The organism is Nonomuraea sp. ZG12 (genome assembly GCF_052068115.1).
Classification (GTDB): Bacteria; Actinomycetota; Actinomycetes; order Streptosporangiales; family Streptosporangiaceae; genus Nonomuraea.
Map to the genome: position 1 here is coordinate 17762 of NZ_JBQHCW010000023.1, position 22741 is coordinate 40502.

General features: G+C 70.7%; 16 protein-coding genes. 9 read left to right on the plus strand and 7 right to left on the minus strand.

Annotation, left to right across the window (positions count from 1 at the left end):
* Positions 1–198: 198 nt before the first annotated feature.
* The 5 genes from ACTMTF_RS38695 (at position 199) to ACTMTF_RS38715 (ending at position 6519) form a co-directional block, all read left to right on the plus strand.
* Complete coding sequence (locus tag ACTMTF_RS38695; RefSeq protein ID WP_441115107.1) at positions 199–2364, plus strand: transglycosylase domain-containing protein; 2166 nt, start codon at positions 199–201, stop codon at positions 2362–2364.
* Between the two features lie 143 nt (positions 2365–2507).
* Positions 2508–3479 (plus strand): LacI family DNA-binding transcriptional regulator, encoded by a 972-nt coding sequence (locus ACTMTF_RS38700; protein WP_441115108.1) that lies wholly within the window; start codon positions 2508–2510, stop codon positions 3477–3479.
* Positions 3466–4716: a serine/threonine-protein kinase gene (locus ACTMTF_RS38705; protein WP_441115109.1), complete on the plus strand. Its 1251-nt coding sequence runs from the start codon at positions 3466–3468 to the stop codon at positions 4714–4716. Before ACTMTF_RS38700 ends, ACTMTF_RS38705 begins: the two co-directional genes overlap by 14 nt.
* Positions 4717–4899: 183 nt before the next feature.
* On the plus strand, positions 4900–5961 hold the full coding sequence (locus tag ACTMTF_RS38710; protein ID WP_441115110.1) for a lytic polysaccharide monooxygenase auxiliary activity family 9 protein: 1062 nt from the start codon (positions 4900–4902) through the stop codon (positions 5959–5961).
* A gap of 9 nt (positions 5962–5970) precedes the next feature.
* Complete coding sequence (locus tag ACTMTF_RS38715; RefSeq protein WP_397007780.1) at positions 5971–6519, plus strand: hypothetical protein; 549 nt, start codon at positions 5971–5973, stop codon at positions 6517–6519.
* A 178-nt stretch (positions 6520–6697) separates the two neighbouring features.
* On the opposite strand, the gene ACTMTF_RS38720 is transcribed toward ACTMTF_RS38715, so the two are convergent.
* Together ACTMTF_RS38720 and ACTMTF_RS38725 are read right to left on the minus strand one after the other, a co-directional pair.
* The gene (locus ACTMTF_RS38720; RefSeq protein ID WP_441115111.1) at positions 6698–8359 is read right to left on the minus strand and encodes a cellulase family glycosylhydrolase; all 1662 of its coding nucleotides are present in this window, start codon (positions 8357–8359) and stop codon (positions 6698–6700) included.
* A gap of 73 nt (positions 8360–8432) precedes the next feature.
* Entirely contained in the window at positions 8433–11369 is a 2937-nt protein-coding gene (locus tag ACTMTF_RS38725) for a glycoside hydrolase family 48 protein (protein ID WP_441115194.1), read from the minus strand.
* Between the two features lie 339 nt (positions 11370–11708).
* Between ACTMTF_RS38725 and ACTMTF_RS38730 the strand changes: the two genes are divergently transcribed.
* Positions 11709–14024, plus strand: coding sequence for a glycoside hydrolase family 6 protein (locus ACTMTF_RS38730; RefSeq protein ID WP_441115112.1), 2316 nt, complete (start codon positions 11709–11711; stop codon positions 14022–14024).
* Between the two features lie 80 nt (positions 14025–14104).
* Here ACTMTF_RS38730 and ACTMTF_RS38735 read toward each other — a convergent pair whose 3' ends face one another.
* From ACTMTF_RS38735 to ACTMTF_RS38755, 5 genes are all read right to left on the minus strand, one after another.
* On the minus strand, positions 14105–14503 hold the full coding sequence (locus tag ACTMTF_RS38735; RefSeq protein WP_397007788.1) for a DUF1992 domain-containing protein: 399 nt from the start codon (positions 14501–14503) through the stop codon (positions 14105–14107).
* 14 nt (positions 14504–14517) lie between these two features.
* On the minus strand, positions 14518–15432 hold the full coding sequence (folP, locus tag ACTMTF_RS38740; RefSeq protein ID WP_441115113.1) for a dihydropteroate synthase: 915 nt from the start codon (positions 15430–15432) through the stop codon (positions 14518–14520).
* A gap of 76 nt (positions 15433–15508) precedes the next feature.
* Positions 15509–15982 (minus strand): ATP-binding protein, encoded by a 474-nt coding sequence (locus ACTMTF_RS38745; protein WP_441115114.1) that lies wholly within the window; start codon positions 15980–15982, stop codon positions 15509–15511.
* 280 nt (positions 15983–16262) lie between these two features.
* Positions 16263–17321: an NAD-dependent epimerase/dehydratase family protein gene (locus ACTMTF_RS38750; protein ID WP_397007794.1), complete on the minus strand. Its 1059-nt coding sequence runs from the start codon at positions 17319–17321 to the stop codon at positions 16263–16265.
* 52 nt (positions 17322–17373) lie between these two features.
* A complete protein-coding gene (locus tag ACTMTF_RS38755; protein ID WP_441115115.1) occupies positions 17374–18555 on the minus strand; it encodes a zinc-dependent alcohol dehydrogenase in 1182 nt (393 codons plus the stop codon).
* Positions 18556–18748: 193 nt separating this feature from the next.
* Here ACTMTF_RS38755 and ACTMTF_RS38760 point away from each other — a divergent pair, with 193 nt between their 5' ends.
* The 3 genes from ACTMTF_RS38760 to ACTMTF_RS38770 all read left to right on the plus strand — a co-directional run bounded on the left by ACTMTF_RS38760 (position 18749) and on the right by ACTMTF_RS38770 (position 22731).
* Complete coding sequence (locus ACTMTF_RS38760; RefSeq protein ID WP_441115116.1) at positions 18749–19798, plus strand: polyprenyl synthetase family protein; 1050 nt, start codon at positions 18749–18751, stop codon at positions 19796–19798.
* 107 nt (positions 19799–19905) lie between these two features.
* On the plus strand, positions 19906–21312 hold the full coding sequence (locus ACTMTF_RS38765; RefSeq protein WP_441115117.1) for a family 2B encapsulin nanocompartment shell protein: 1407 nt from the start codon (positions 19906–19908) through the stop codon (positions 21310–21312).
* Positions 21313–21348: 36 nt separating this feature from the next.
* A complete protein-coding gene (locus tag ACTMTF_RS38770; RefSeq protein WP_441115118.1) occupies positions 21349–22731 on the plus strand; it encodes a family 2B encapsulin nanocompartment shell protein in 1383 nt (460 codons plus the stop codon).
* The last annotated feature ends 10 nt before the right edge of the window (positions 22732–22741 follow it).

Consider the following 22741-nt stretch of genomic DNA (forward strand, 5'->3'; position numbering starts at 1 on the left):
ACCAAGGTCGGCATCAGCGCGCCTGGCCGGTACCGCAGGCCTTCAGCGCTCCCCGCGCAGGGTTCAGGGGGCACATCTTGCACCTGGTTCGCCGGGTGACGTCCGCCACTGCGGCATTCGCCCCTTTAAGGAGTCACCTGAATCGCCGTGCCTATAGGGTTTGAAACGGTTCCAACGGCGAAAGGGAGGTTCTATCATATGAGCCGTGGCTCGAGCATCCTTCGGCTGGCGGGAGCGGCCACCGCTGCGGGCGTGCTGACAGCAGCCATCGCGCTGCCGGCCATCGGCGGCGCCGGCGCGATGTTCATCACCGCGTCAGAAGATCTCAACCTCAAGCCCGAGGACCTGGTAGAGCCCCCGCTGGCGGAGAAGACCGAGATCATGGACGCCAAGGGCAACCAGATCGCCCAGTTCTACGAGGAGTACCGCGAGGTCATCAAGCTGGCCGAGGTGGCCGAGGTGATGAAGACGGCCATCATCTCGATCGAGGACTTCCGCTTCTACCAGCACGGCGCCATCGACATCGAAGGCACCATCCGCGCCCTGGCCAAGAACCTGTCGGCGGGCGGCGTCGCCCAGGGCGGCTCCAGCATCACGCAGCAGTACGTCAAGCAGGTGCTGTACAACGCCGCGGACACCGAGGAGGAGAAGGCCAAGGCCCTGGAGACCAGCTACGCCCGCAAGCTCAACGAGCTGCGCTTCGCGATGGCGATCGAGAAGAAGTACACCAAGGACGAGATCCTTGAGAAGTACCTCAACATCGCCTACTTCGGTGCGGGGGCCAACGGCGTGGAGGCCGCGGCCAAGCGGTTCTTCGGCGTGAAGGCCTCGGAGCTCAGCCTGGCGCAGGCCGCCACCCTGGCCGGAGCGGTGCAGGACCCCAACAGGACCGACCCCAACCTCGGCAAGGACCAGCGCAGGCGGCTGCTGGAGCGGCGCAACGTGGTGCTCAACCGGATGGCCGAGCTCAAGAAGATCACGCCGCAGGAGGCCGAGGACGCCAAGAAGGAGAAGCTGGGCTACAAGGGCACCGCCCTGCCCGGTGGGTGCGAGGCCAGCCGCTATCCGTACTACTGCATGTACGTGCGCGCGGAGGTGCTCAGCAACCCGGTCTTCGCCAAGACGAAGAAGCAGCGGGCCCAGCTCCTCAACCGCGGCGGCCTGAAGATCAAGACCACGCTCGACCCCAAGATGCAGCGGGCCGCCGAGGCCGCGATCAAGAAGCACGTCTTCGCCTCCGACTACCCCGTGGCCTCCGAGGCCCTGGTGGAGCCCGGCACCGGGCAGATCAAGGCGATGGCCGCCAGCCGCAAGTACGGCACCAACAAGCGTAAGAACGAGATGTCCTACAACGTCGTGGCCGACTCGGCGCACGGCGGCGGCGTCGGCTTCCAGCCGGGTTCGACGTTCAAGACGTTCACCCTGCTGACCGCCCTCAAGGAGGGCATGAAGGTCAACGACGGCTTCTCGGTGGGGGCCGGTTACCGCGCCCCGTTCTACTCGACGTTCAAGAACTGCAAGGGCGACAGCATCGGCGACCCGTCCCACACCGTCACCAACGACGAGGGGTCGGGCGGCTTCAAGACGCTGCAGACGGGCACCTGGGGCTCGGTCAACACCTTCTTCATGAAGCTGGAGGAGAAGGTCGGCCTCTGCGACACCATCAAGACCGCCAAGTCGCTGGGCATCAAGCGCGCGGACGGCCTGCCGCTGCTGGAGTTCTCCACGTTCACGCTGGGCACGAACGAGATGGACCCGGTGACCGTCGCCAACGCCTACGCGGCCATCGCGGCCCGTGGCAAGTACTGCGAGCCCATGGTCGTCACCCAGATCACCGACCGCTACGGCAAGGTCAAGAAGTACGACCCGAAGTGCAAGCAGGTGATGGACAAGGAGGTGGCCGACGCCGCCGCCAACGTGCTGACCGGTGTCTTCACCAAGGGCACGATGCGTGGCGTCGGCGGCATCGGCCGTCCGGTGGCGGGCAAGACCGGCACCTCCGACGCTCAGGCCACCGCCTGGTTCGCCGGGTTCACCCCCGATCTGGCGGGTGCGGTCAGCATCGGCGACCCGCGCGGCTCGCAGAAGTACAAGCTGAACAACGTCACCATCGGCGGCCGCTACTACGGGTCGGTCTTCGGCTCCAGCGTGCCGGGCCCCGTCTTCAAGGACACCATGATCGCGGCCCTGAAGGGGGTCCCGGCGACGCCGTTCCCGCCGATCGACTCGGCCCGCTTCGGCGGCTGCGGTCAGAGCTGCGCGCCCGTGCAGCCGCGGCGCGACGACCGGGTGGAGCCTGACGACGACCTGCCCGACGTGGGGGACGACGACTTCACGCTCGCCGAACCGCCGGCCGGCCGGTAGGCGCGCGCAGGATCCCCGGCCGGGTCATGGCCGGGGATCCTCTTACTGGGGGCTAACTACGCGTGCAGTGGGCCTGTTAACGACGCGGAAACATTGATAACGTGGGAGCGCTCCCAGGGATCTTTGGCGCGAGGTGCTGACGCATGTCCGAGCAGCCCACACTTGCACAGGTCGCCGCGGCCGCCGGGGTTTCTCCGGCGACCGCCTCCCGAGTTCTCACCGGCTCGGTGCGGGTCAGCACGTCGACCCGGCGCCAGGTCTACGAGGCGGTCTCGCGGATGGGCTATGTGCGTCAACGGGCACCCAGAGGCTCTGTCTCCAGCGGCACGGCGACCGGAGTCACCGTGGTCGTCTGCGACCAGTTGCCGCGATTATTCTCCGAACCGTACTACGCCCGACTGCTGTCTGCCACCGGCGCCGTCGTCGCCGAGCAGGGCACCCACCTCATGGTGACGACCGTCAGCCCGACCTCCTCCGTCCTTCCCGCGCTGTCCGGCGCGGTGCTGCTGGTCGGCGCCAGGGAGCGGCATCCCCTGGCCATCAAGCTGTGCACCTCCGGCATCTCCGTGCGCAACATCGGCCGGCCCCCGCACGACCTCAAGCTCCCCTTCACCGACGTGGACAACTACGACGGCGGCCGGCAGGCGGCCGAGCACCTGATGCTGACCGGCCGCCGGGCCGTCGCCGCCATCGGCGGCCCGCCCTCGCTGCCCGCCGCCCGCGACCGGCTCGACGGTCTGGTCCGTACGCTGCAGGAGGCCGGCATGGCCGACGTGCCCGTCGCGTACGGGGACTTCACCGCCGCCTCCGGCACCCACGCCACGCAGTGGCTGCTGCGCCACGCGCCCGGACTCGACGCGATCTTCGCCGCCTCCGACCTGATGGCGGCGGGCGCGATCCAGGCCCTGCGGCGGGCCGGGCGCAGGGTGCCCACCGACGTCGCGGTGATCGGCTTCGACGACGCCCCCGTCGCCAGGCACACCAATCCAGCACTGACCACGGTTCGGCAGCCCGTCGAGGAGGTCGCCACGATCGCCACCCGGCTGCTCCTGTCCGGTACGACCGGCATCGACCCCATCCTCCCGACGGAACTGATCATCCGTGACTCGGCATGAACCCGGGGACCTCCTGGCCCGCAGATATCTGCTGCTGGAGCCGCTGGCCACCGGCGGCATGTCGGTGATCTGGCGGGCGTTCGACCAGTCGTTGCAGCGCACAGTGGCGGTGAAGGTGGTGACCTCGTCGCTGCAGACGGGGCTCGGCGACCGCGCCCGCGCGCGCACCGAGGCGCGCGCCGCCGCCCGGTTCATCCACCCGGATGCCATCGAGATCTACGACTACGGCGAGGCCGTGACCCGCAACGGCGCCGTCGCGGCCTTCGTCGTGATGCCCCTGCTCAACGGGACGCCGCTGGCCGAGCGCATCGCCGTGGGGCCGCTGCCGTGGCCCGAGGCCGCGAGCATCGGCGTGCGGATGGCCCGGGTCCTGGCCGCCGGGCACACCCGCGGCCTGGTCCACCGGGACGTGACCGCCGAGAACGTGCTGCTCACCCCGGACGGGCCGAAGCTGCTCGACTTCGGGATCGCGGCCTGGGCGGGCGCCCCCGACGACGACTGCGGCACCCCTCCCTACGTCGCCCCGGAGCGGCTCGACGGCGCGGCCACCCACCCGGCCGTCGACGTCTACGCGCTCGGCGTGCTGCTGTTCACCATGATCACCGGCCGGACGCCGTACCCGGAGACCACCTGGGAGCAGCTTGAGGCGGCCCGCCGCACCTCTCCTCCGCCGCGCCCGGCCGGGGTGCCGCACTCGGTGGCCACGCTCTGCCAGCGCTGCCTCGCCCACGAACCCGAGCGCCGGCCCTCGGCGGCCGAGGTCGCGGACGCGCTGACCGCCGCGCTCAGGCTGGGCAAGCGGGTACGGCGCGGCCTGGCGATGGCCGGGGCGGGGGTGGGCGCGCTCGCCCTGTCCTTCCTGGCCTGGTTCGAGTATCCGCCGGGCGATCCCGGTCCCGTGGTGACGGCGCCCACCTCCTCGGCCTCGGCCACCGCCTCCCACCGCATCACCGAGCACGCGCAGGTCGAGGTCCACACCATCCGGCAGGCCGTCGACGGCTTCCACGCGACGCTGGAGGACTCCGGCGTCTGCAGGGCCACGGAAGGCGACGTCGCCCTCGACATCAAGCAGGTGCTGCGCGGCTCCCTGGTGACGCCGGGCAAGGAGGAGTCCGGGCTGGCCGACCTGCGCCGCAAGCTGGCCGACCGGGAACGCGAGGGCAGGCTTCACCCGGACTGCCGCGTCGAGCTGGAGATCCGTCTCAACGAGATCACCGCAGCCCGCCGCCAGCCCTGATCCATCGGCGCTCGCCCCCGAATGGGAGCGCTCCCATAACGGCGGCGTGAAAGTTTCACGCGACGTTGTCGAGACAGTCGTGGCGTGCTGTAATGCGGCCACGCGAGTGCTGCCGGGCGGGCGGGGTCGTGGGGGGTTCCACAGTCATGCGAGCACAGTCAGGCGAGCAAAGGAATCTTCCTCATGAGAGTCATCCGAACGGCGGTACTGGCAGCCGCCGCGGCGTTAGCCATGATCGTCACGGCCCTGGTGGTCCCTTCGGCACAAGCTCACGGCGTCACGATGTTCCCCGGTAGCCGCACCTTCCTGTGCTGGCAGGACGGCCTGCGGGACAACGGGCAGATCGACCCCTACAACCCCGCCTGCGCGGCGGCCGTCGCCCAGAGCGGCGCCACCCCGCTGTACAACTGGTTCGCCGTGCTGCGCTCCGACGGCGCGGGCCGGACCAGCGGCTTCATCCCCGACGGCCAGCTCTGCAGCGGCGGCACCGGCGGCCCGTACGACTTCACCGCCTACAACGCCGTCCGCTCCGACTGGCCGCTGACCCACCTGACCTCGGGCGCCAACATCCAGATCCGGCACAGCAACTGGGCCGCCCACCCCGGCTCGTTCGTCTACTACATCACCAAGAACGGCTGGAACCCCAACGCGCCGCTGAAGTGGTCCGACCTGGAGTCCTTCGGCAGCGCCGCCAACCCGCCCCAGAGCGGCGGCGTCGGCGGGCTCAACTACTACCACTGGAACGTCCAGCTCCCGTCCGGCAAGAGCGGCCGGCACATGATCTACATCCACTGGATCCGCTCCGACAGCAACGAGAACTTCTACAGCTGCTCCGACGTGGTCTTCGACGGCGGCAACGGCGAGGTCACCGGCATGGGCCCGGACGGCAGCACCCCCGACCCCGACCCCGACCCGACCGATACCCCGACCCCGACGGGCGACTGCTCCGCCACCTTCCGCGCGATCGACAACAACTGGCCCGGCCACTTCCAGGGCGAGGTGACCGTGCGCAACACCGGGACGGGCACGCTCAACGGCTGGACCGTCAGCTGGAACTACACCGGCGGCCAGGGCTTCGCGGGCGCACCCTGGAACGCCGAGCTGACCGGGCAACCACCCTCGGTGGTGGCCAAGAACGTGACGCACAACGGGCGACTGGCGCCGAACGCCTCCACCACGTTCGGCTTCAACGCCACGGGCACCGCGCCCAGCCCCGTGCCGGCTCTGACCTGTACCAGTTCGTAGGTCACCGGCATGCTTGACGAACTGAGGAGGCCGACGGCCCGGCGGGGACGCCTCGTGGCGGTCACCGTCGTGGTCGCGGCCTCCGTCGCCGGGGCGGCGCTCTTCGTGGGCCTGCGGCAGCAGGGGCTGCCCGCCGAGCTGCGCGAATCGCTCGCCGCCCGGGTGACAGCGATCTTGGAGCAGTCCTCGCCGGCCGAGCACCACGACCACGGCCACGAGTTCGGCGAGGACGCGGGCCGGGTCGTGTGCGCGGTGGACCCCTTCGGGGTCGAGCCGGCGGACGCGGCCACGGTGGCCGAGGTGCACTGGGTGTACGCCCGGCACCTGTGCGCGATCACCGGCGCGGGCGAGGACTGGGCGATGTCCGTACGCGTCTCCGGCCCGCTCGCCGTACGCCTCGGCGAGCACGCGCAGATCCGGGTGCCCGAGCCGGGCATCGGCTACCCGGAGCGGGTCAGGCAGGCGATCCCCGAGCGCTACCACGAGGAGGCGTTCGGCGCGTTCGCCGACGACGAGGCGATCGACGCGGCCCGCGCGAGGTTCTCGCAGGCGCGCTGATCCGGGCATGGGAACGCGGCCGGCGACGAGGGGGAGGACTCGGCCGGCCGCGTTCTTGCCATCCGGGCGGGATGGTGTCGCAGGGGTGCTTACCTGAGTGGGGTCAGGGGCCTCACCTCCTCGGTGACTCCGCGGGAGTGCGGTCGGCAGGGCTGCGGGGGGACGGCGGCAGAGGTGATCAGGTGGCGCAGGTGTAGCCGGACGGCACGCTCGTCTGGCCGCTCGGGCGGGCGGCCTGGAAGCCGAAGGACGTGCTCTCGTCCGGCCCGAGTCCGCCGTTGTAGGGCAGGTTCGAGGCCGTGACCGTCTGCCCGGCGACCGTCACCTCGGCGTTCCAGGAGCCCGTGATCGTGTGCCCGGCGGGCAGGGTGAAGGTGACCGTCCAGCCGGTCGTGGCCGCCGAGCCGGTGTTGGTCACGGTCACCGGCTGGGCGACGTACCCGGTGCTCCACTGGGACTGCACGGTGGCCGTCGCCGAGCAGTCCCCGCCGTCACCGCCGCCGGGGAGCGTGGTGAAGGAGACGCTCGGCGACGGGTCCGACCGGTTGCCGGCGGCGTCGGCGGCCCGGACGTGGACCTCGTGGGCGGTGGCGGGGGTCAGGCCGGTCAGGGTGATCGAGGTGGTCGCCGACCGGCCGATCAAAGTGCCGGGAGAGCGGTAGACCTCGTAGCCGGTGACGCCCACGTCGTCGGTCGAGGCGGCCCAGCTGAGGGTGGCTCCCGTCGCGGTGACGCCGGAGGCCGCCGGAGTGCCGGGGGTGGTGGGCGGGGTGATGTCGTCGGGGTCGCCGCCACCGCCGTAGACGGCCGCCTCGCGGGCGGTCGCGGCGATGCCGTCGGCGCCGTTGAAGAGCCGCTCGCCCCACGAGGTGAGCCGGGCCGCGTCGAAGTCGGTGACCTGGTCCAGATACTCCACGCCGCCGCTGTTGCCGCTCCAGGACCAGCCGAGGTAGCCGATCCCCCGGCTCACGGCCTGCGCCATGATCGTGCCCTCGTCGGGGTTCCCGTCGGAGTGGTCGTGCCCGAACTCGCCCACGACCAGCGGCAGCCCGGCGGTCCTGAACGCGTCCATGTAGGAGATGACCTCCGCCGCCGTGTCGAAGACCCCGTACATGTGGACGGAGAAGATCGTGTTGCGGTCGGGGTCGCTGTCGAAGACGGACCTGGCGCTGTCGCGCATGGTGAAGGACCAGTCCTGGCCCCAATTGGGCGCGTCCACCATGAGCGCGTGGTCGAAGCCGTTGTCGCGCAGCTTCCTGATCGCGGCCGTGGTGGCGGCGGCCCAGCCGGGGGTGACGGCGTTGTTGCCGATGGGCTCGTTGCCGATGTTGACGATGACGTGGTCTTCCTGGCCGGCCAGCGCGCTCTTGACGCTGATCCAGTAGTCGGCGGCCTGGTCCAGGGTGTAGGCGCCGTCCTGCTCGCCGTACCCGGTGGTGTCGTGGTTCTCCAGGACGCAGATCAGCCTGTTCTGCTTGCACAGGGAGACGACCTCGGCCACGTCGGCGGTGTCGTTGGCGGTCCAGCGGCCGCCGCTGAGCACCACCCGCACGGCGTTGGCGCCGAGCGACTTGATGCCCGCGAACGACTGCGTCTCCCTCGGATACCAGGTGTGGGCGTGGCTGGTGCCGCGGATGACGAAGGGCTGACCGCCGGCCTCGACGATGTCGTCGCCACTGACATGCAGGCCGGTGGCGGCGTACGCGGGGGTGGTGTGCGCGAGGACGGTATGCGCGGGGACGGTGTGCGCGGCGTGCGCGGGGGCGGCGGCCAGGGCGACCGGTAAGGGGCCGAGCGGTAGGAGCAGGAGCGCCGCCATCGCGGCGAGTCGGGTTCTCATGTGCTGCCTTTCGCGGGGAGGACCCGCCCCGCCGTGGGGGGACGGCGGGGCGGGGGCTATCGGGTGCGGCCGATCAGGGGAAGAGCCGCCCGTACTCGGCCAGGGCGACCGCCACGTCGACCTGCGCCCAGAAGCGGTGGTAATTGAAGACCGGCGCCGGCCCGCTGCCGTCGAGGAACGCCTCGACCTTCGGCCAGTCGGGGTCGTCCTCGTAGAAGGACCTGATCGACAGGAACGTGGAGTCCTGGTTGATCGGGTCGCCGTTCGGCATGGTCCCGGTCCAGCCCGGCGGCACGTAGACGGGGTCGTCGACGCGCCGGTAGTCGGCCTTGGTCTCCTCCACCGAGACGCCCTTGTCGTCACGGTTGTCCCAGACGCCGTCCAGCAGCGCCTTGGCCATGGCCTGCGCCTCGGCGTCCTGCGCGCGGGCCGCGTAGTACATCAGCACCTTGGCGTACGAACCGGCCACGCCCACGTCCTGGGTGTGGTCCAGGACCTCGACGTGCAGGCCGGGGTTGGCCGGCGGCATGCCGCTGGTGGCGTTGAAGTTCCCGGCCGGCTGGCCGGTCCAGCGCAGCGTGGACGGGATCTGGTAGCTGCCGTCGGCGTTGATCGTGGTGTTGTCCATGGCCCACGCCACCCACTTGTCGAGCAGCGCCTTGGCGTCGGCGTTGCCGGTGACGTTGTAGAGCTCGGCCACCCGCTCCATCGTCCACGCCTGGAAGCCGAACCACTGGTTGGACGGCGGGTCGTGGTAGACCGGCTGCCAGTCGTAGGCCATGCCGTGGAACTTGGGCAGCCCGCTCGGCGGGGTGGCGTAGTGGCCCTCCCAGCTGTTGGTCGCGCCGCCCGCGATGGCGCCTTCCGCCGACTGCAGCCAGGTGTAGAACTGCAGCTGCCGGGTCAGGCTGGTGCTCCAGTCCTGGGCGCCGGTGCTGCTCAACGGCCGCAGCTCGGAGACGTTCGCCAGCGCCCAGGCCGCGAACGGGTTCTGGTAGCCGGCGTGGTTGTGGCTGGAGCCGATCCGCCAGGCCCAGCCGGCGTTGGCGTCGGTCGCGCCGCCCCACGCGTAGTACCAGGACAGCAGGTAGTTGGAGGAGTTCTTGCCGGTGCCCGCCGGGCACGACGGGCTGGTGCAGCCGGGCTGCTTGAAGTACTTGTCGTACATCGAGTAGCGCAGGTAGTCGCCCATCTTCGCGGCCTTGGCCACGGTCGCGGAGATGTCCGATTCCTTGCCCTGCGCCTCGGCCCAGGTCTGCGCCCAGTACGCCACCTGCACCGCGCGGGCGTCGGCGTCGGGGGCGTTGGTGTACTTCCACTGCTTGGCGTACGCACTGTCCTCGATGAACAGGTCGAGGAAGCCGTTCGTGCCGCCGTGCTCGAAGGTGTCGCAGGACGGCTGCGGGAGCGTCTCGAAGACCGACTCCTCCGGGCCGCGCTGGTAGGTGTTGATGTAGGCGGGCCTGGTGGTGCCGTCGCCGCAGCGGCCGAAGCCGTAGGTGTTGTCGACGTCCAGCAGCCAGTGCATGCCGTAGATGTCCTCGGTGCCGTAGGCGCTCTGCAGCTCGCCCGCGATCGGGTCGGAGCCCACGCTGACGCTGCTGTCGATCGCCGTCGGGTAGTTGGAGATCTCCAGGTGCTCGGCCGCGTACGTGGCCGGCTTGGCCGGGTCGTAGAAGGAGTTGGTCGGCTGGTCGGCCGTGGCCGGGATGATGTAGGTCTCCATCGAGTCCCAGGCGGCGTTGAACTTCGACCAGTCACCGGTGACCTGCCCGTAGACGGCCTCCAGCCACAGGTAGTAGCTGTAGGCCTCGGACGTGGTCTCGTGCCCGTGGTCGGGCGCCTCGACCATGAACGTCTCCACCGAGTGGTACGGCACGCCCTCGGGCGAGAAGTAGCCGTTGGCGGGGTCGTGCAGTTCGTTGTAGAGCTCGGTGAACCGCTCGATGTACTCGTTGTCGCCGCCGCCCGGCGTGTCGTTGTCGGCCTCGGTCACGGCGACGTCGACCGGGCTGTAGCCGGTCGCGGTCACCCTGAAGACGGCCGAGCCGCTGGTGTCGTCGGCGTCGTCGGCGGCGGCGATCGTCACGTTCTGGGCGGTGTTCCAGTTCGCCGGGGTGAAGGTGCGCGTCGCGCCGGAGCTGACGGTCAGGTCGGCGTCGCCGCTGGCCCGCGCGGTGCTGACGGTCACGTTCGCGGTGGGCGCCCTGGACAGCCGGATGCCGAAGGAGGCGTCACCCGTCTCGGGCACGGCCAGGCTCAGCGGGCTCACCACGAGCACCGGGGTGCTGTCGGTGGAGACCGTGATCCCGACCGGGGACGACGTGGTGGTCTCACCCGCGTCGTCGGTCGCCCTGGCGGTGATCGAGTAGTTCCCGGCCGCCACGTTCTGCCAGCTGTAGGCGTACGGCGAGGTGGTGTCGGTGCCGAGCAGTGTCGAGCCCTGGTAGAAGTCGACCTTGGTGACCGTGCCGTCCTGGTCGGCGGCGGTCGCGGCGATCGGCACGGTGGCCGGGGCGGTGAAGGTCTGGCCGGCGGCCGGTGAGGTCAGCGAGACCGTCGGAGGCTCGTTGACGTCCGTGCCGCCGCAGGTGGTGCCGTTGATGGCGAACGAGGTGGGCGGGGGGTTGCTGCCCGACCAGGTGCCGTTGAAGCCGATCGAGGCGCTGGCCCCGGTGGCGAGCGCGCCGTTCCAGGGCATGTTCCCGGCCGTGACCCGGGTGCCCGACTGGCTCCAGTTCGCGCCCCAGCCGCTGGGCGTGTACCTCTGTGTGGTGGTGGGGAAGTCGAAGGTCAGCGTCCAGCCGTTGAGCGGGTCGCCGAGGTTCTTGACGGCGAGGTTGGCGGTGAAGCCGCCCTGGTTCGAGCCGCTGGTCCAGTCGTTGGAGGCGTAGGTCACCTCGCAGGCGACGGCCGCGCCGGCGGGGGCCTGGGCCAGCACGGTCGTGGTGCTCGCGACGAGGACCAGGGTCGCGGCCCCGGCGAGCCGCCTGACCGCTCGGGCGAACATGGATCGGGGTCTGTGGGTCACGGTCTCTCCATGGGAGTAGGGGGTGGGAGCGCTCCCATGGCGATTGTGTGTTGGGCCCGGCTCCGGATGTCAAAGAATCGGCCGCCGCGGAACCGTCGCGCTTCCTCCCACCTGGCAGCACCCGGCAGCGCGGCATGAAAGTTTCAACCGGGTTCGGGAGCATTCGGCGAGCGTGCGGGCCGGTGCGGGGAGCGGCTCCCGGCGTTCGCTGTACACCTTTCCGAGTCCAGCTCACTATGGGAGCGCTCCCAAGTCAGCCTCTGTACCTGCTGGAGATGATGACTCGTGAAAATCCCACGCGCCCTCCGGAGATGGGCCGTGACGGCCACCGCGACCTGCGTCGCGGCGGCCGGCCTCATCGCCGGGCAGACCACCGCGGCCCACGCCGCGGTCGCCTGTGACGTCGTGTACACCCCCAACACGTGGACATCGAGTCCAGGACAGGGCGGCTTCACCGCGAACCTCACCCTGAAGAACCTCGGCGACCCGCTCACCGCCTGGACGCTGGCCTTCGACTTCCCCACCACTACGCAGAGGTACACGCCGAGCGGCTGGGGCGCGAACTGGAGCCAGTCGGGCACCCGCGTGACCGGTACGAACATGCCCTACAACGGCGCGCTCGCCACCGGCGCCAGCGTCACGGTCGGCTTCAACGGCACCTGGTCCGGCACCAACCCGAACCCCGCCTCCTACAGCGTGAACGGCACCACCTGCGGCGGCCCCGGCGGCGAGACCCCGTCGGTCGTCACCTCCGCCAGCTCCGTCGCCGTCAACGAGGGCGGCACCGCCACCTTCACCGCCCGGCTGTCGTCGGCCCCGGCCGCCGACGTGACCGTCAGCACCTCGCGCACCAGCGGCGACGCCGACCTGACCGTCAGCTCCGGCGCCTCGCTCACCTTCACCACCGCCAACTGGAACACCCCGCAGACCGTCACCCTGGCCGCCGCCCAGGACTCCGACACCACCTCGGGCACCGCCGCCTTCACCGTCGGCGGGACCGGCGTCACCTCCGCCACCGTCAACGGCACCGAGGTCGACGACGACGCCGTCCAGGAGCAGTCGCTGGTCGTCACCCCGACGTCGGTGACCGTGCCCGAAGGCGCCGGCGCCACCTACACCGTGCGCCTGGCCACGCAGCCCTCCTCGAACGTGACCGTCACGTCGAGCGCGGGCAGCGGCGACGCCGACCTGACCGTCAGCTCCGGCGCCTCGCTCACCTTCACCACCGCCAACTGGAACACCCCGCAGACCGTCACCCTGGCCGCCGCCCAGGACTCCGACACCACCGCCGGCACCCGTGCCTTCACCGTCGCGGCCACCGGCCTGACCTCCCGTACGGTCACCGCCACCGAGGCCGACGACGACGGCACCACCCCCGTGCACGTCGCGAACCCGTACGCCGGAGCCACCGGCTACGTCAACCCGAACTGGTCGGCCAGGGCCGCCGCCGAGCCGGGCGGCGCCGCCATCGCCAACACCTCCACCGCCGTGTGGATGGACCGCATCGCCGCCATCGCCGGCTCCGCGAGCGCGATGAGCCTGCGCGAGCACCTGGACGAGGCCGTACGGCAGGACGCCGCCAACGGCGCCTCACCGCTGACCATCCAGGTCGTCATCTACAACCTGCCGAACCGGGACTGCTCCGCCCTGGCCTCCAACGGCGAGCTGCGCATCGCCGAGAACGGCTTCAACCGCTACAAGACGGAGTACATCGACCCGATCGCCGGCCTCCTCGACGACCCGCAGTACGCCAACCTGCGCATCGTCACCATCATCGAGCCCGACTCCCTGCCGAACCTGGTCACCAACATCGACAGCTTCGCGGACTGCCGTGAGGCGAACGGCCCCGGCGGCTACGTCGACGGCGTCCGCTACGCGCTCGACAAGCTGCACGCGATCACCAACGTCTACACCTACGTCGACGCCGCCCACCACGCCTGGCTGGGCTGGGACTCGAACTTCCAGCCCTCGGTCGACCTGTTCCACTCCACCGTCGCCGGCACCACGGCGGGCGTGGCCAGCGTGGACGGCTTCATCGTCAACACCGCCAACTACTCGGCCGCCGTCGAGCCCCACTTCACCGTCAACACCAATGTCAACGGCACCTCGGTGCGCCAGTCCGACTGGGTGGACTGGAACTTCTACATCGACGAGCAGACCTTCGCCACCGCGTTGCGCAACGCCCTGATCGCCAAGGGCTTCCAGCAGGGGCTGGGCATGCTCATCGACACCTCGCGCAACGGCTGGGGCGGCGCCGACCGCCCGAGCGGCCCGAGCACCTCGACCAACGTGAACACGTTCGTGGACGACTCGCGCGTCGACCGCCGCATCCACGCCGGCAACTGGTGCAACCAGAGCGGCGCGGGCATCGGCGCCAGGCCGCAGGCCAGCCCCGCGAGCGGCTTCGACGCCTACGTCTGGATCAAGCCGCCGGGCGAGTCGGACGGTTCCAGCGAGGAGATCGACAACGACGAGGGCAAGAGGTTCGACCGGATGTGCGACCCCACTTACACCGGCAACGACCTCAACGGCAACAACATGTCCGGGGCGCTGCCCAACGCGCCGATCTCCGGCCGGTGGTTCTCCGCCCAGTTCAGGGAGCTCGTGAGCAACGCCTACCCGCCGCTCTCCTGATCTAGATCACAGGGCTCGGGCCGCCGGACCTGCACCCGGCCCGAGCCCTGTCTCAACAGCCCTGTCTCAACAGCTCTGTCTCAACGCCCCGCCCGCCACTCGGAGACGATCCGCTCCACGTCGTAGGGCATCAGGTTCAGCGGCGGGCCCGACAGTCCGGTCCTGATGGCCGCACGGATCTTGTCGTTGATCTCGTTGACGATCAGCCGTACCTCGCCCTCGGACCTGGCCTTGGCGGCGGCCTCAAGGGACTCCTCGGCCTCCTTGCGCAACGCCAGCGTCGGCGGCAGCGGCATGGACAGCCCCTCGGCGCGCAGCTTCTGCTTCACCCACCACAGGTCGTCCCCGACCTTGTCCAGGTCGGGGATCGGCTTGCCCTTGCCGGGCAGGTCGTCGAACTCGCCCCGCTCCTCGGCTTCGCGAATCTGCCGGTCCACCCAGGTCTCGAACGGCATTCCCAGTGGTTTGCGCTCGGTCACGCGCGCCTCCCCCTTCAGGCCAGGTTGTGCTTGGGCGCCACCGGCGCCCGCCACCCGAGCATCGCCTCGGTCATCCGCACGGCCGCCACCGTGGCGGGCACGTCGTGCACGCGGACGATCCGCGCCCCGCGCAGGATCGCCATGACGTTGGCCGCGATCGTCCCCTCGGTCCGCTCGCCCTGCGGGCGGTCCAGGGTCTCGCCGATGAAGTCCTTGTTGGACAGCGCCACCAGCGTCGGATAGCCGATCGCGGTGATCTCCTCCAGCCGCCTCATCAGCTCCAGCGAGTGGTAGGTGTTCTTGTTGAGGTCGTGTCCGGGATCGATGATGATCCGGTCGGGCGCGATCCCCGCCTCCAGGGCGACCCTGACCCGCTCGCGCAGATAGGCCGTCACGTCGGGCACGATGTCGGCGTAGTCGGGCCGCATCACCCGCCTGCCGGGCCCGCCGAGGCTGTGCGTGACCACGACCGTGGCGCCGGTCCGCGCCGCGACCTCCGCGAGGCCGGGCTCCCGCAGCCCGTTGGTGTCGTTGATCACGTCGGCGCCGGCCGCCAGCGCGGCCTCCGCCACGGCGGCCCGGTGCGTGTCCACGCTGATCACCGCGTCGGTGATCCGGCGGACCTCGGAGATGACGGGCGCCACCCGGTCGATCTCCTCCTCGGGGCCGATCTCGGCCTGCGCCGCGCTGAAGGCGAACCCGCCGATGTCCACCCAGTCGGCTCCGGCGTCCACGGCCCGCCCCGCCGCCTCGACGGCCCGCTCAAGCTCGAAGGTGCGGCCCTGGTCGTGGAAGGAGTTGGGCGTACGGTTGACGATCGCCATGATCGCCACCTGGCGGCGGAAGTCGAACTCGCGCCGCCCGATCCGCCGCACGGGCTCGATGATCTCCGTCAGGGGGGAGAACGTTGTGCCGGCTCCACCACTCATGGCACCCATCCTCCAAAGCCCGGCCACGCTCCAGCCATCATGAGCGAGCCTACCCGCCCGGCCGTCGGCTCCCCCGTCAGGCGGTGAAGTGCCCCGCGTGCCGGTGGTTCCCGTTCGCCGCGACCCGGACGCGCTTCATCGGCGAGGCGTGCCGGGGCGCGTGCCGCGGCAGGCGCATGGTGATCTGGACGGTGGTGCCGGCGGGCCCGGTGCGCAGGTCGACGCCGTCACAGAACCGGCGGATCAGATAGATCCCCCTGCCCGTGAACGCCGTGTCCGACGGCTGCCCGTGGCCGTTGAGATAGCCGGGCGGGATGCCGGGCCCGTGGTCGACGATCTCGACCCGGAGCAGGCCGTCGGCGCTCCACATCTTGAGGTGGCCGTGCCCGCCGCCGTGCTCGACGGCGTTGACGATGCCCTCGTGGACGGCCAGCACGAAGTCCTCAAGCCGCGCACCCGCCAGGCCGGAGGCCGAGGCGTGCCGCGCGACGTCATGGCGCAGGGGGGTGATCTCCTGGATGGTGAAGGGCTCGGTCAGTAACGTACTCATGGCAGGCTCCTCGCGATTGCTTGATCACCTGTCTGGTCACGCCGACGGATGGAAGTCGAAGGGCGGTCTCCGGCGCCTTCGAACGGAGGGTCAGCGGGGTTCGCTCGGCGGGAGGGAGCCGGCCGACGCGGCTTCGATGGATCCATGGGTGACCTCCGTGTCGTGATTGACACGCAGGCCGCGCTTCTGGACCTCACGTGGTTCTAGTCCTGCCCCGCGGGCCAGCCCTTACACCATCTGCCAGAAATAGCCACAAATATCGGGAAAAAGTCCGGCCATGTCATCCCTCGGACGTGGAGCGGGCGCCCGCGCCGGTGGCGAGCTCACTCAGGCGGCCCCGGGCGGAGTCGGGGGCGAGCGGCGCGGTGTCCATCCCGGCGCCGTCATGCATGCCCTCCAGCATCGCCCGGACGGCGTCGACGGACGAGTACGCGGGCGTCCAGCCGAGCACCTCACGGGCCCGGTCCATCTTCATCAGCGGGATCTGCAGGGCCAGCTCCAGCAGGCCCGGCGCGGCGGGCACCAGCCGGAGGTGCCAGCCCGCGGCCACGGCGGCACGCGCCAGCCCCGGCGAGACCGGCACGGTCCGCGCGCCGAGCAGCTCGGCGAGCGCCGGCGGGTCGAGCACCGGGTCGGCGGCCAGGTTGAAGGCCCCGCTGACGGGCTTCACCACGGCCAGCCGGTAGGCCTCGGCGGCGTCGTCGGCGTGCAGGACCTGCAGCCTGAGCCCGGGGATGTCCGGCACGAACGGGATGGTGCCCGCCTTGACCAGCCTGCGCGGCAGCAGCGGCCCGGCGAACAGCCTGCGTTGCTCGGTGGCCGCCTCGCGCTTGAAGATGAAGCCCGGCCGCATCCGGACCACCCGGATGCCGGGATTGTCGTTCTCGAACACGTCGAGCACCCGCTCGACGTAGGCCTTCTCCCGCCCGTAGGCGGCGCCGGGGTAGCCATGGGTGGGCCAGCTCTCGTCCACCGGCTCGTCCTTGGGCCGGGGGGAGTACGCGCCGACGGAGGAGGCGTACACCAGGGCGGGCACGCCCGAATCGGCCACCGCCTGGAAGACCCGCATGCTGCCCAGCACGTTGGCCCGCCAGGTGACCGTGGCGTTCCTGGTCGGCTGGAACAGCCAGGCCAGGTGCACCACCACGTCGGCGCCGTCGAAGATCTGCGGCAGGTCACCGGTGACCACGTCGGCCCGGTGCCACACGGTCCGGCCGGACTTCAGGCCGGGCAGCCGCCGGGCGACGCCGGCGATGGACGTCACGCTCTCGTCGGCCTCCAGCGCCCGCACCACGCTCGTCCCGACGTTCCCCGTCGCTCCCACCACCACGACTCTCATGCGGCAGGGGCTGCCCCGGCTGAGGCCCGCGAAACCGCCTGAGCTGCGAAGTTCATGGTCTCAGCAGCACTTTGACGGCACCATTCGCCTTCTTCTGGAACATCTCGTACGCGTGCGGCGCCTCCTCCAGCGGCAGCCGGTGGGTCGCCAGGTCCATCACGCCGAGCGGGTCGGAGTCGTCGGTGACCAACGGCATCAGGGCGCCGACCCAGCGCCGGACGTGCGCCTGGCCCATCCGCAGCGTGATGCCCTTGTCGAACAGGCGCAGCATCGGCATCGGGTCGGTCATGCCGCCGTAGACGCCGATGACGGAGATCACGCCGCCGCGCCGTACGGACTCGATGGCCTGGTTGAGCGCCGCGAGGCGATCGACGCCCGCGTGGGTCATGAGCGGCGCGGCGAGGGCGTCGGGCAGCAGGCCGGTGAGGGTCTGGGCGAGCTTGGCGCCTCGTGAGCCGTGCGCCTCCATGCCGACGGCGTCGATGACGGAGTCGGTGCCGCGCCCGGCGGTGAGCTGCCGGATCGCCTCGGGCACGTCGTGGACGTCGCTCGCGTCGACGACCTCGACGCCGTGGCGGCGGGCCATCTCCAGCCGTTCCGGCACGCCGTCGACGCCGATGACGCGGTGGCCGAGGTAGCCGGCGATGCGCGCGCACATCTGGCCGATGGCGCCGAGCCCGAAGACCGCGACGCTGCCGCCTTCGGGCAGGTGGGCGTACCGGACGGCCTGCCAGGACGTGGGCAGCACGTCCGACAGGTAGACGAACCGCTCGTCGGGCGGGCCGTCGGGGACCTTGATCGGGCCGAACTGGGCCTGCGGGACGCGCAGGTACTCGGCCTGGCCGCCCGGCACCTGGCCGTACAGCTTGGTGTAGCCGAACAGCGCGGCCCCCATGTCGTGCTCGCGCACCTGGGTGGTCTCGCACTGGGCGTAGAGCTCCATCCCGCACATGTGGCAGTGGCCGCAGGAGATGTTGAACGGGATCACGACCCGGTCGCCGGGCTTCAGGTTGGTGATCTCGGCGCCGACCTCCTCGACGACGCCCATGGGCTCGTGGCCGAGGATGTCGCCCTCGGTCATGAACGGCCCGAGGACCTCGTACAGGTGGAGGTCGGAGCCGCAGATGCCGCTGCTGGTCACCTTGATGACCGCGTCGTTCGGCTCCTTGATCTGCGGGTCGGGGACCTCTTCGACCCGGACGTCGCGCTTGCCGTGCCAGGTGACGGCCTTCATGGCTTTCTCCCAACTGAGGGGACTGGCTTTCGCATACCCACACACCTGCCATCAAACGAACCGGTCGCACCGTGAACGGTCATGGGCGGGTCTCGGCAGGTGCGAGAAAAACTCTGATCTCCCAATCGGCTTTACACCCTCCGTATTGAATGAGTAACTACTGGTGATGACGCTCGACAGAAGGAGCCGGCTCATGACGGTGAGCTTTACCCCCAACCTCCTGGGACCGCGCGTGGACGACCGCCTGGCCGACTTTCTCGACGGCTGGCGGGCTCCGGTGGCCGACCCGGACGTGGTGGCCGCCTACCAGCTGCTCGTCGACTTCATCCTCACGGGCGGCAAACGCATCCGGCCGCAGTTGTGCTACTGGGGTTGGCGGGGAGCCGGCGGCGAGGACTGCGAGGAGATCATCAGCGCCGCCGCGGCACTTGAGCTCTGTCACGCGGGCCTGCTGATCCACGACGACATCATGGACGGCAGCGAGCTGCGCCGGGGCCGGTCCACCGTGCACCGCAGCCTCGCCCATCTGCACGCCGGGCCGGGCGCCGACGCGTTCGGGCAGGCCGGCGGCATTCTGCTGGGCACGCTCAGCCTGGCCTGGTCCGACGCGCTGCTGTCCTCGTGCGGGATCGAGCCGGCCCGCCTGCGCGCGGCGCACCACCTGTTCGACGCCATGCGCGCCGAGGTCATCAGCGGCCAGTATCTGGACATCCTCGCCCAGTTGCGCGCCGGGGCCAGCGTGGACCAGGCGCTGACGACGATCCGCTACAAGACGGCCAAGTACACCGTGGAGCGCCCGTTGCAGATCGGCGGCGCGCTGGCCGGGGCGTCCCCCGAGCTGCTGCGCTCCTACTCGGAGTTCGGGCTGCCGCTGGGCGAGGCCTTCCAGCTCCGCGACGACGTGCTCGGCACCTTCGGCTCCTCGGGAGAGACCGGCAAGTCCGCGCTGGACGACCTGCGCGAGGGCAAGCAGACCGTCCTGTTCGCGCAGGCGGTGGAGCGGGCCACGCCCGCGCAGCTGGCCTACCTGCGCACCTGGCACGGCAATCCCGAGCTGACCGAGGACCACGCCGCCGAACTGCGCCGGATCCTGGTCGGCACCGGCGCGATCGACCGGGTGGAGTCCATGATCGAGGAGCGGGCGAGCGAGGCGGTCAAGGCCCTCGACGCCGCCCCGATCGCGCCCGATGCCCGAGCGGCGCTGACCGCGCTGACCGCCCAACTGGCCCACCGCGACAGCTGACCCGCATGGATCAGCCAGGAGCGGCGCTTCAGCCTGCCCAACATCGATTACCCAGAGCCACTTTCTATCACTGTTCGTAGTCAACCCTTCATGATCGGTGGTGCACGATGACCGAATCGACCGAATCGACCGCTCAGGGCAACGGCCAGCAGCTCAGCCTGAGCACCGACGCCGCGCGAAATCTGGCGACGACGACCAAGACCGCCCCGCAGATGCAGGAGATCACCTCCCGCTGGCTGCTGAAGCTGCTGCCGTGGGTGCAGACCTCCGGTGGCGTCTTCCGGGTCAACCGGCGCCTGACCTACACCCTGGGCGACGGCCGCATCACCTTCAGCACCACCGGTGCGGACGTGCGCGTCGTGCCCGCCGAGCTCTGCGAACTGCCGATGCTGCGCGGCTTCGGCGACATCGAGGCCCTGGAGTCGCTCGCCTACCGCTTCGCCCAGCACGAGGTCGAGGCCGGCGAGGAGATCGTCCGCGAGGACGACCCGATCGAGCAGCTCGTGCTGATCGCGCACGGCCGGGTCGCCAAGGTGACCACCGGCGCCTACGGTGACCAGCAGAGCCTCGGCATGCTGGCCGACGGCGACCATCTCGGCGAGCAACTGCTCGTCGGCGGCGGCCAGTGGGGCTTCTCCGCACGGGCCAAGACCGCCACCACCGTGCTGACTCTCTCCCGCGAGGACTTCCAGGCGCTGCTGGACCGCTCGCCGAGCCTGCGCGAGCACCTGGATGCGTGGCAGGCCAGCGGTGAGCGGGCGCACAACGACTACGGCGAGGCCGCCATCGACATGGCGTCGGGCCACAGCGGCGAGCCCACGCTGCCCGGCACGTTCGTCGACTACGAGCTGAGCCCGCGCGAGTACGAGCTGAGCGTGGCGCAGACCGTGCTGCGGGTCCACAGCAGGGTCACCGACCTGTACAACCAGCCGATGAACCAGCTCGACCAGCAGCTCCGCCTGACCGTCGAAGCACTGCGCGAACGGCAGGAGGACGAGATGATCAATAACCGGGACTTCGGTCTCCTGCACAACGCCGACTTCAGCCAGCGCGTCCGCACCCGCACCGGCCCGCCCACCCCTGACGACATGGACGACCTGCTGGCCAAGGTATGGAAGGACCCGGCCTTCTTCCTGGCGCACCCGCAGACCATCGCGGCCTTCGGCAGGGAGTGCAGCAAGCGCGGCCTGTATCCCCAGGCAGCCGAGGCGAGCGGCCACCGGGTGCCCGCCTGGCGCGGCGTGCCGATCTTCCCGTGCAACAAGATCCCCATTTCCGGGCGGCGGATGAGCTCCGTCCTGCTCATGCGCACCGGGCAGGAGAGCCAGGGCGTGGTCGGCCTGCACCAGACCGGCATCCCCGACGAGTACCAGCCCGGCCTGTCGGTCCGGTTCATGAACATCAACGAGAAGGCCGTCATCTCCTACCTGGTCAGCGCCTACTACTCGGTCTCCGTGCTCGTCCCCGACGCGCTGGCCGTACTGGAGGACGTGGAGATCGGGCGCGAGGACTGACGGAACATTTCGCTCCCAGGGATTGGTGGTGTTTCGGTGACGGAGTTGGACGAGCGGGGTTCGCGGCTGAGCCTCGATCCGGCCGCGGCGCGCAAGCTCGCCACGACGACCAAGACGGCTCCGCAGATGCGGGAGATCTCCCCGCGCTGGCTGCTGCGCGCGCTGCCGTGGGTGGAGCTCGCGGCCGGCGCCTACCGGGTGAACCGCCGGCTCACCTACGCCGCCGGCGGCGGGCGCGTGTGCTTCACGCACACGGGCGCGCGGCTGCGGGTGGTGCCGCCGAGCCTGACCGAACTGCCGCTGCTCCACGGGTACGGCGACCGTACCGTGCTGGAGACCCTGGCCGGGCTGTTCGAGCAGCGTGAGTACGCGCGCGGCGAGGCGATCGTGCGGGAGGGCGAGCCGGCCGGCGAGCTCGTCCTCCTCGCGTACGGCAGGGCCGCCAAGGTGCAGGCGGGCACGTACGGAGACAGCCTGGTGCGGGCCAGGCTGTCGGCGGGCGACCATGTCGGGGCGGAGCTGCCGCAGCCGCCGCCGCGGTGGGCGTTCACCCTGGAGGCCGGCACCACCTGCACGGTGCTGGCCCTGCCCTGGCAGGCGCTGCGCGACCTCGCCCAGCGGGCGCCGTCGCTGCGCGAGCAGGTCGAGCTGCACCGGGCCCGGCTCGCCGAGCCCAGCACCAAGCACGGCGAGGCGACGATCGCGCTGGCGTCCGGCCACCGGGGTGAGCCCGTGCTGCCGGGCACGTTCGTCGACTACGACCCCGGGCCGCGCGAGTACGAGCTGAGCGCGTCCCAGGCGGTGCTCCGGGTGCACACCAGGGTCGCCGACCTGTTCAGCGACCCGATGGACCAGGCGGAGGAGCAGATCAGGCTGACCGTCGAGGCCGTCCGCGAGGCGCAGGAGCGCGAGCTGGTCAACAACCGCGACTTCGGGCTGCTGCACAGCGCCGACCCGGCGCAGCGGCTGACCACGCGCTCCGGGCCGCCCACCCCGGCCGACCTGGACGACCTGCTCTGCCGCCGGAGGAAGACCCGCTACCTGATGGCCCACCCGCTGGCCATCGCGGCGTTCGGCAGGCAGTGCAGCGCCTCCGGCGTCTATCTGGACAGCGTCGAGCTGGACGGGCGCAGGCTGACCGCGTGGCGGGGCGTGCCCATCCTGCCCTGCGACAAGATCCCGGTGAGCGGGGCGGGCACCAGCTCGATCCTCGCGTTCCGGACCGGCGAAGAGGATCAGGGGGTCGTCGGCCTGCACCAGACCGGCGTCCCCGACGAGTACCGGCCCGGCCTCAGCGTGCGGGTGATGGGCATCGACGAGCGGGCGGTCACCACCTACCTCGTCAGCGCCTACTACTCCGCCGCCGTTCTCGTCCCCGACGCGCTCGGGATGCTCGGGGACGTCGAGGTCTACGGCTGATGACCCTGAC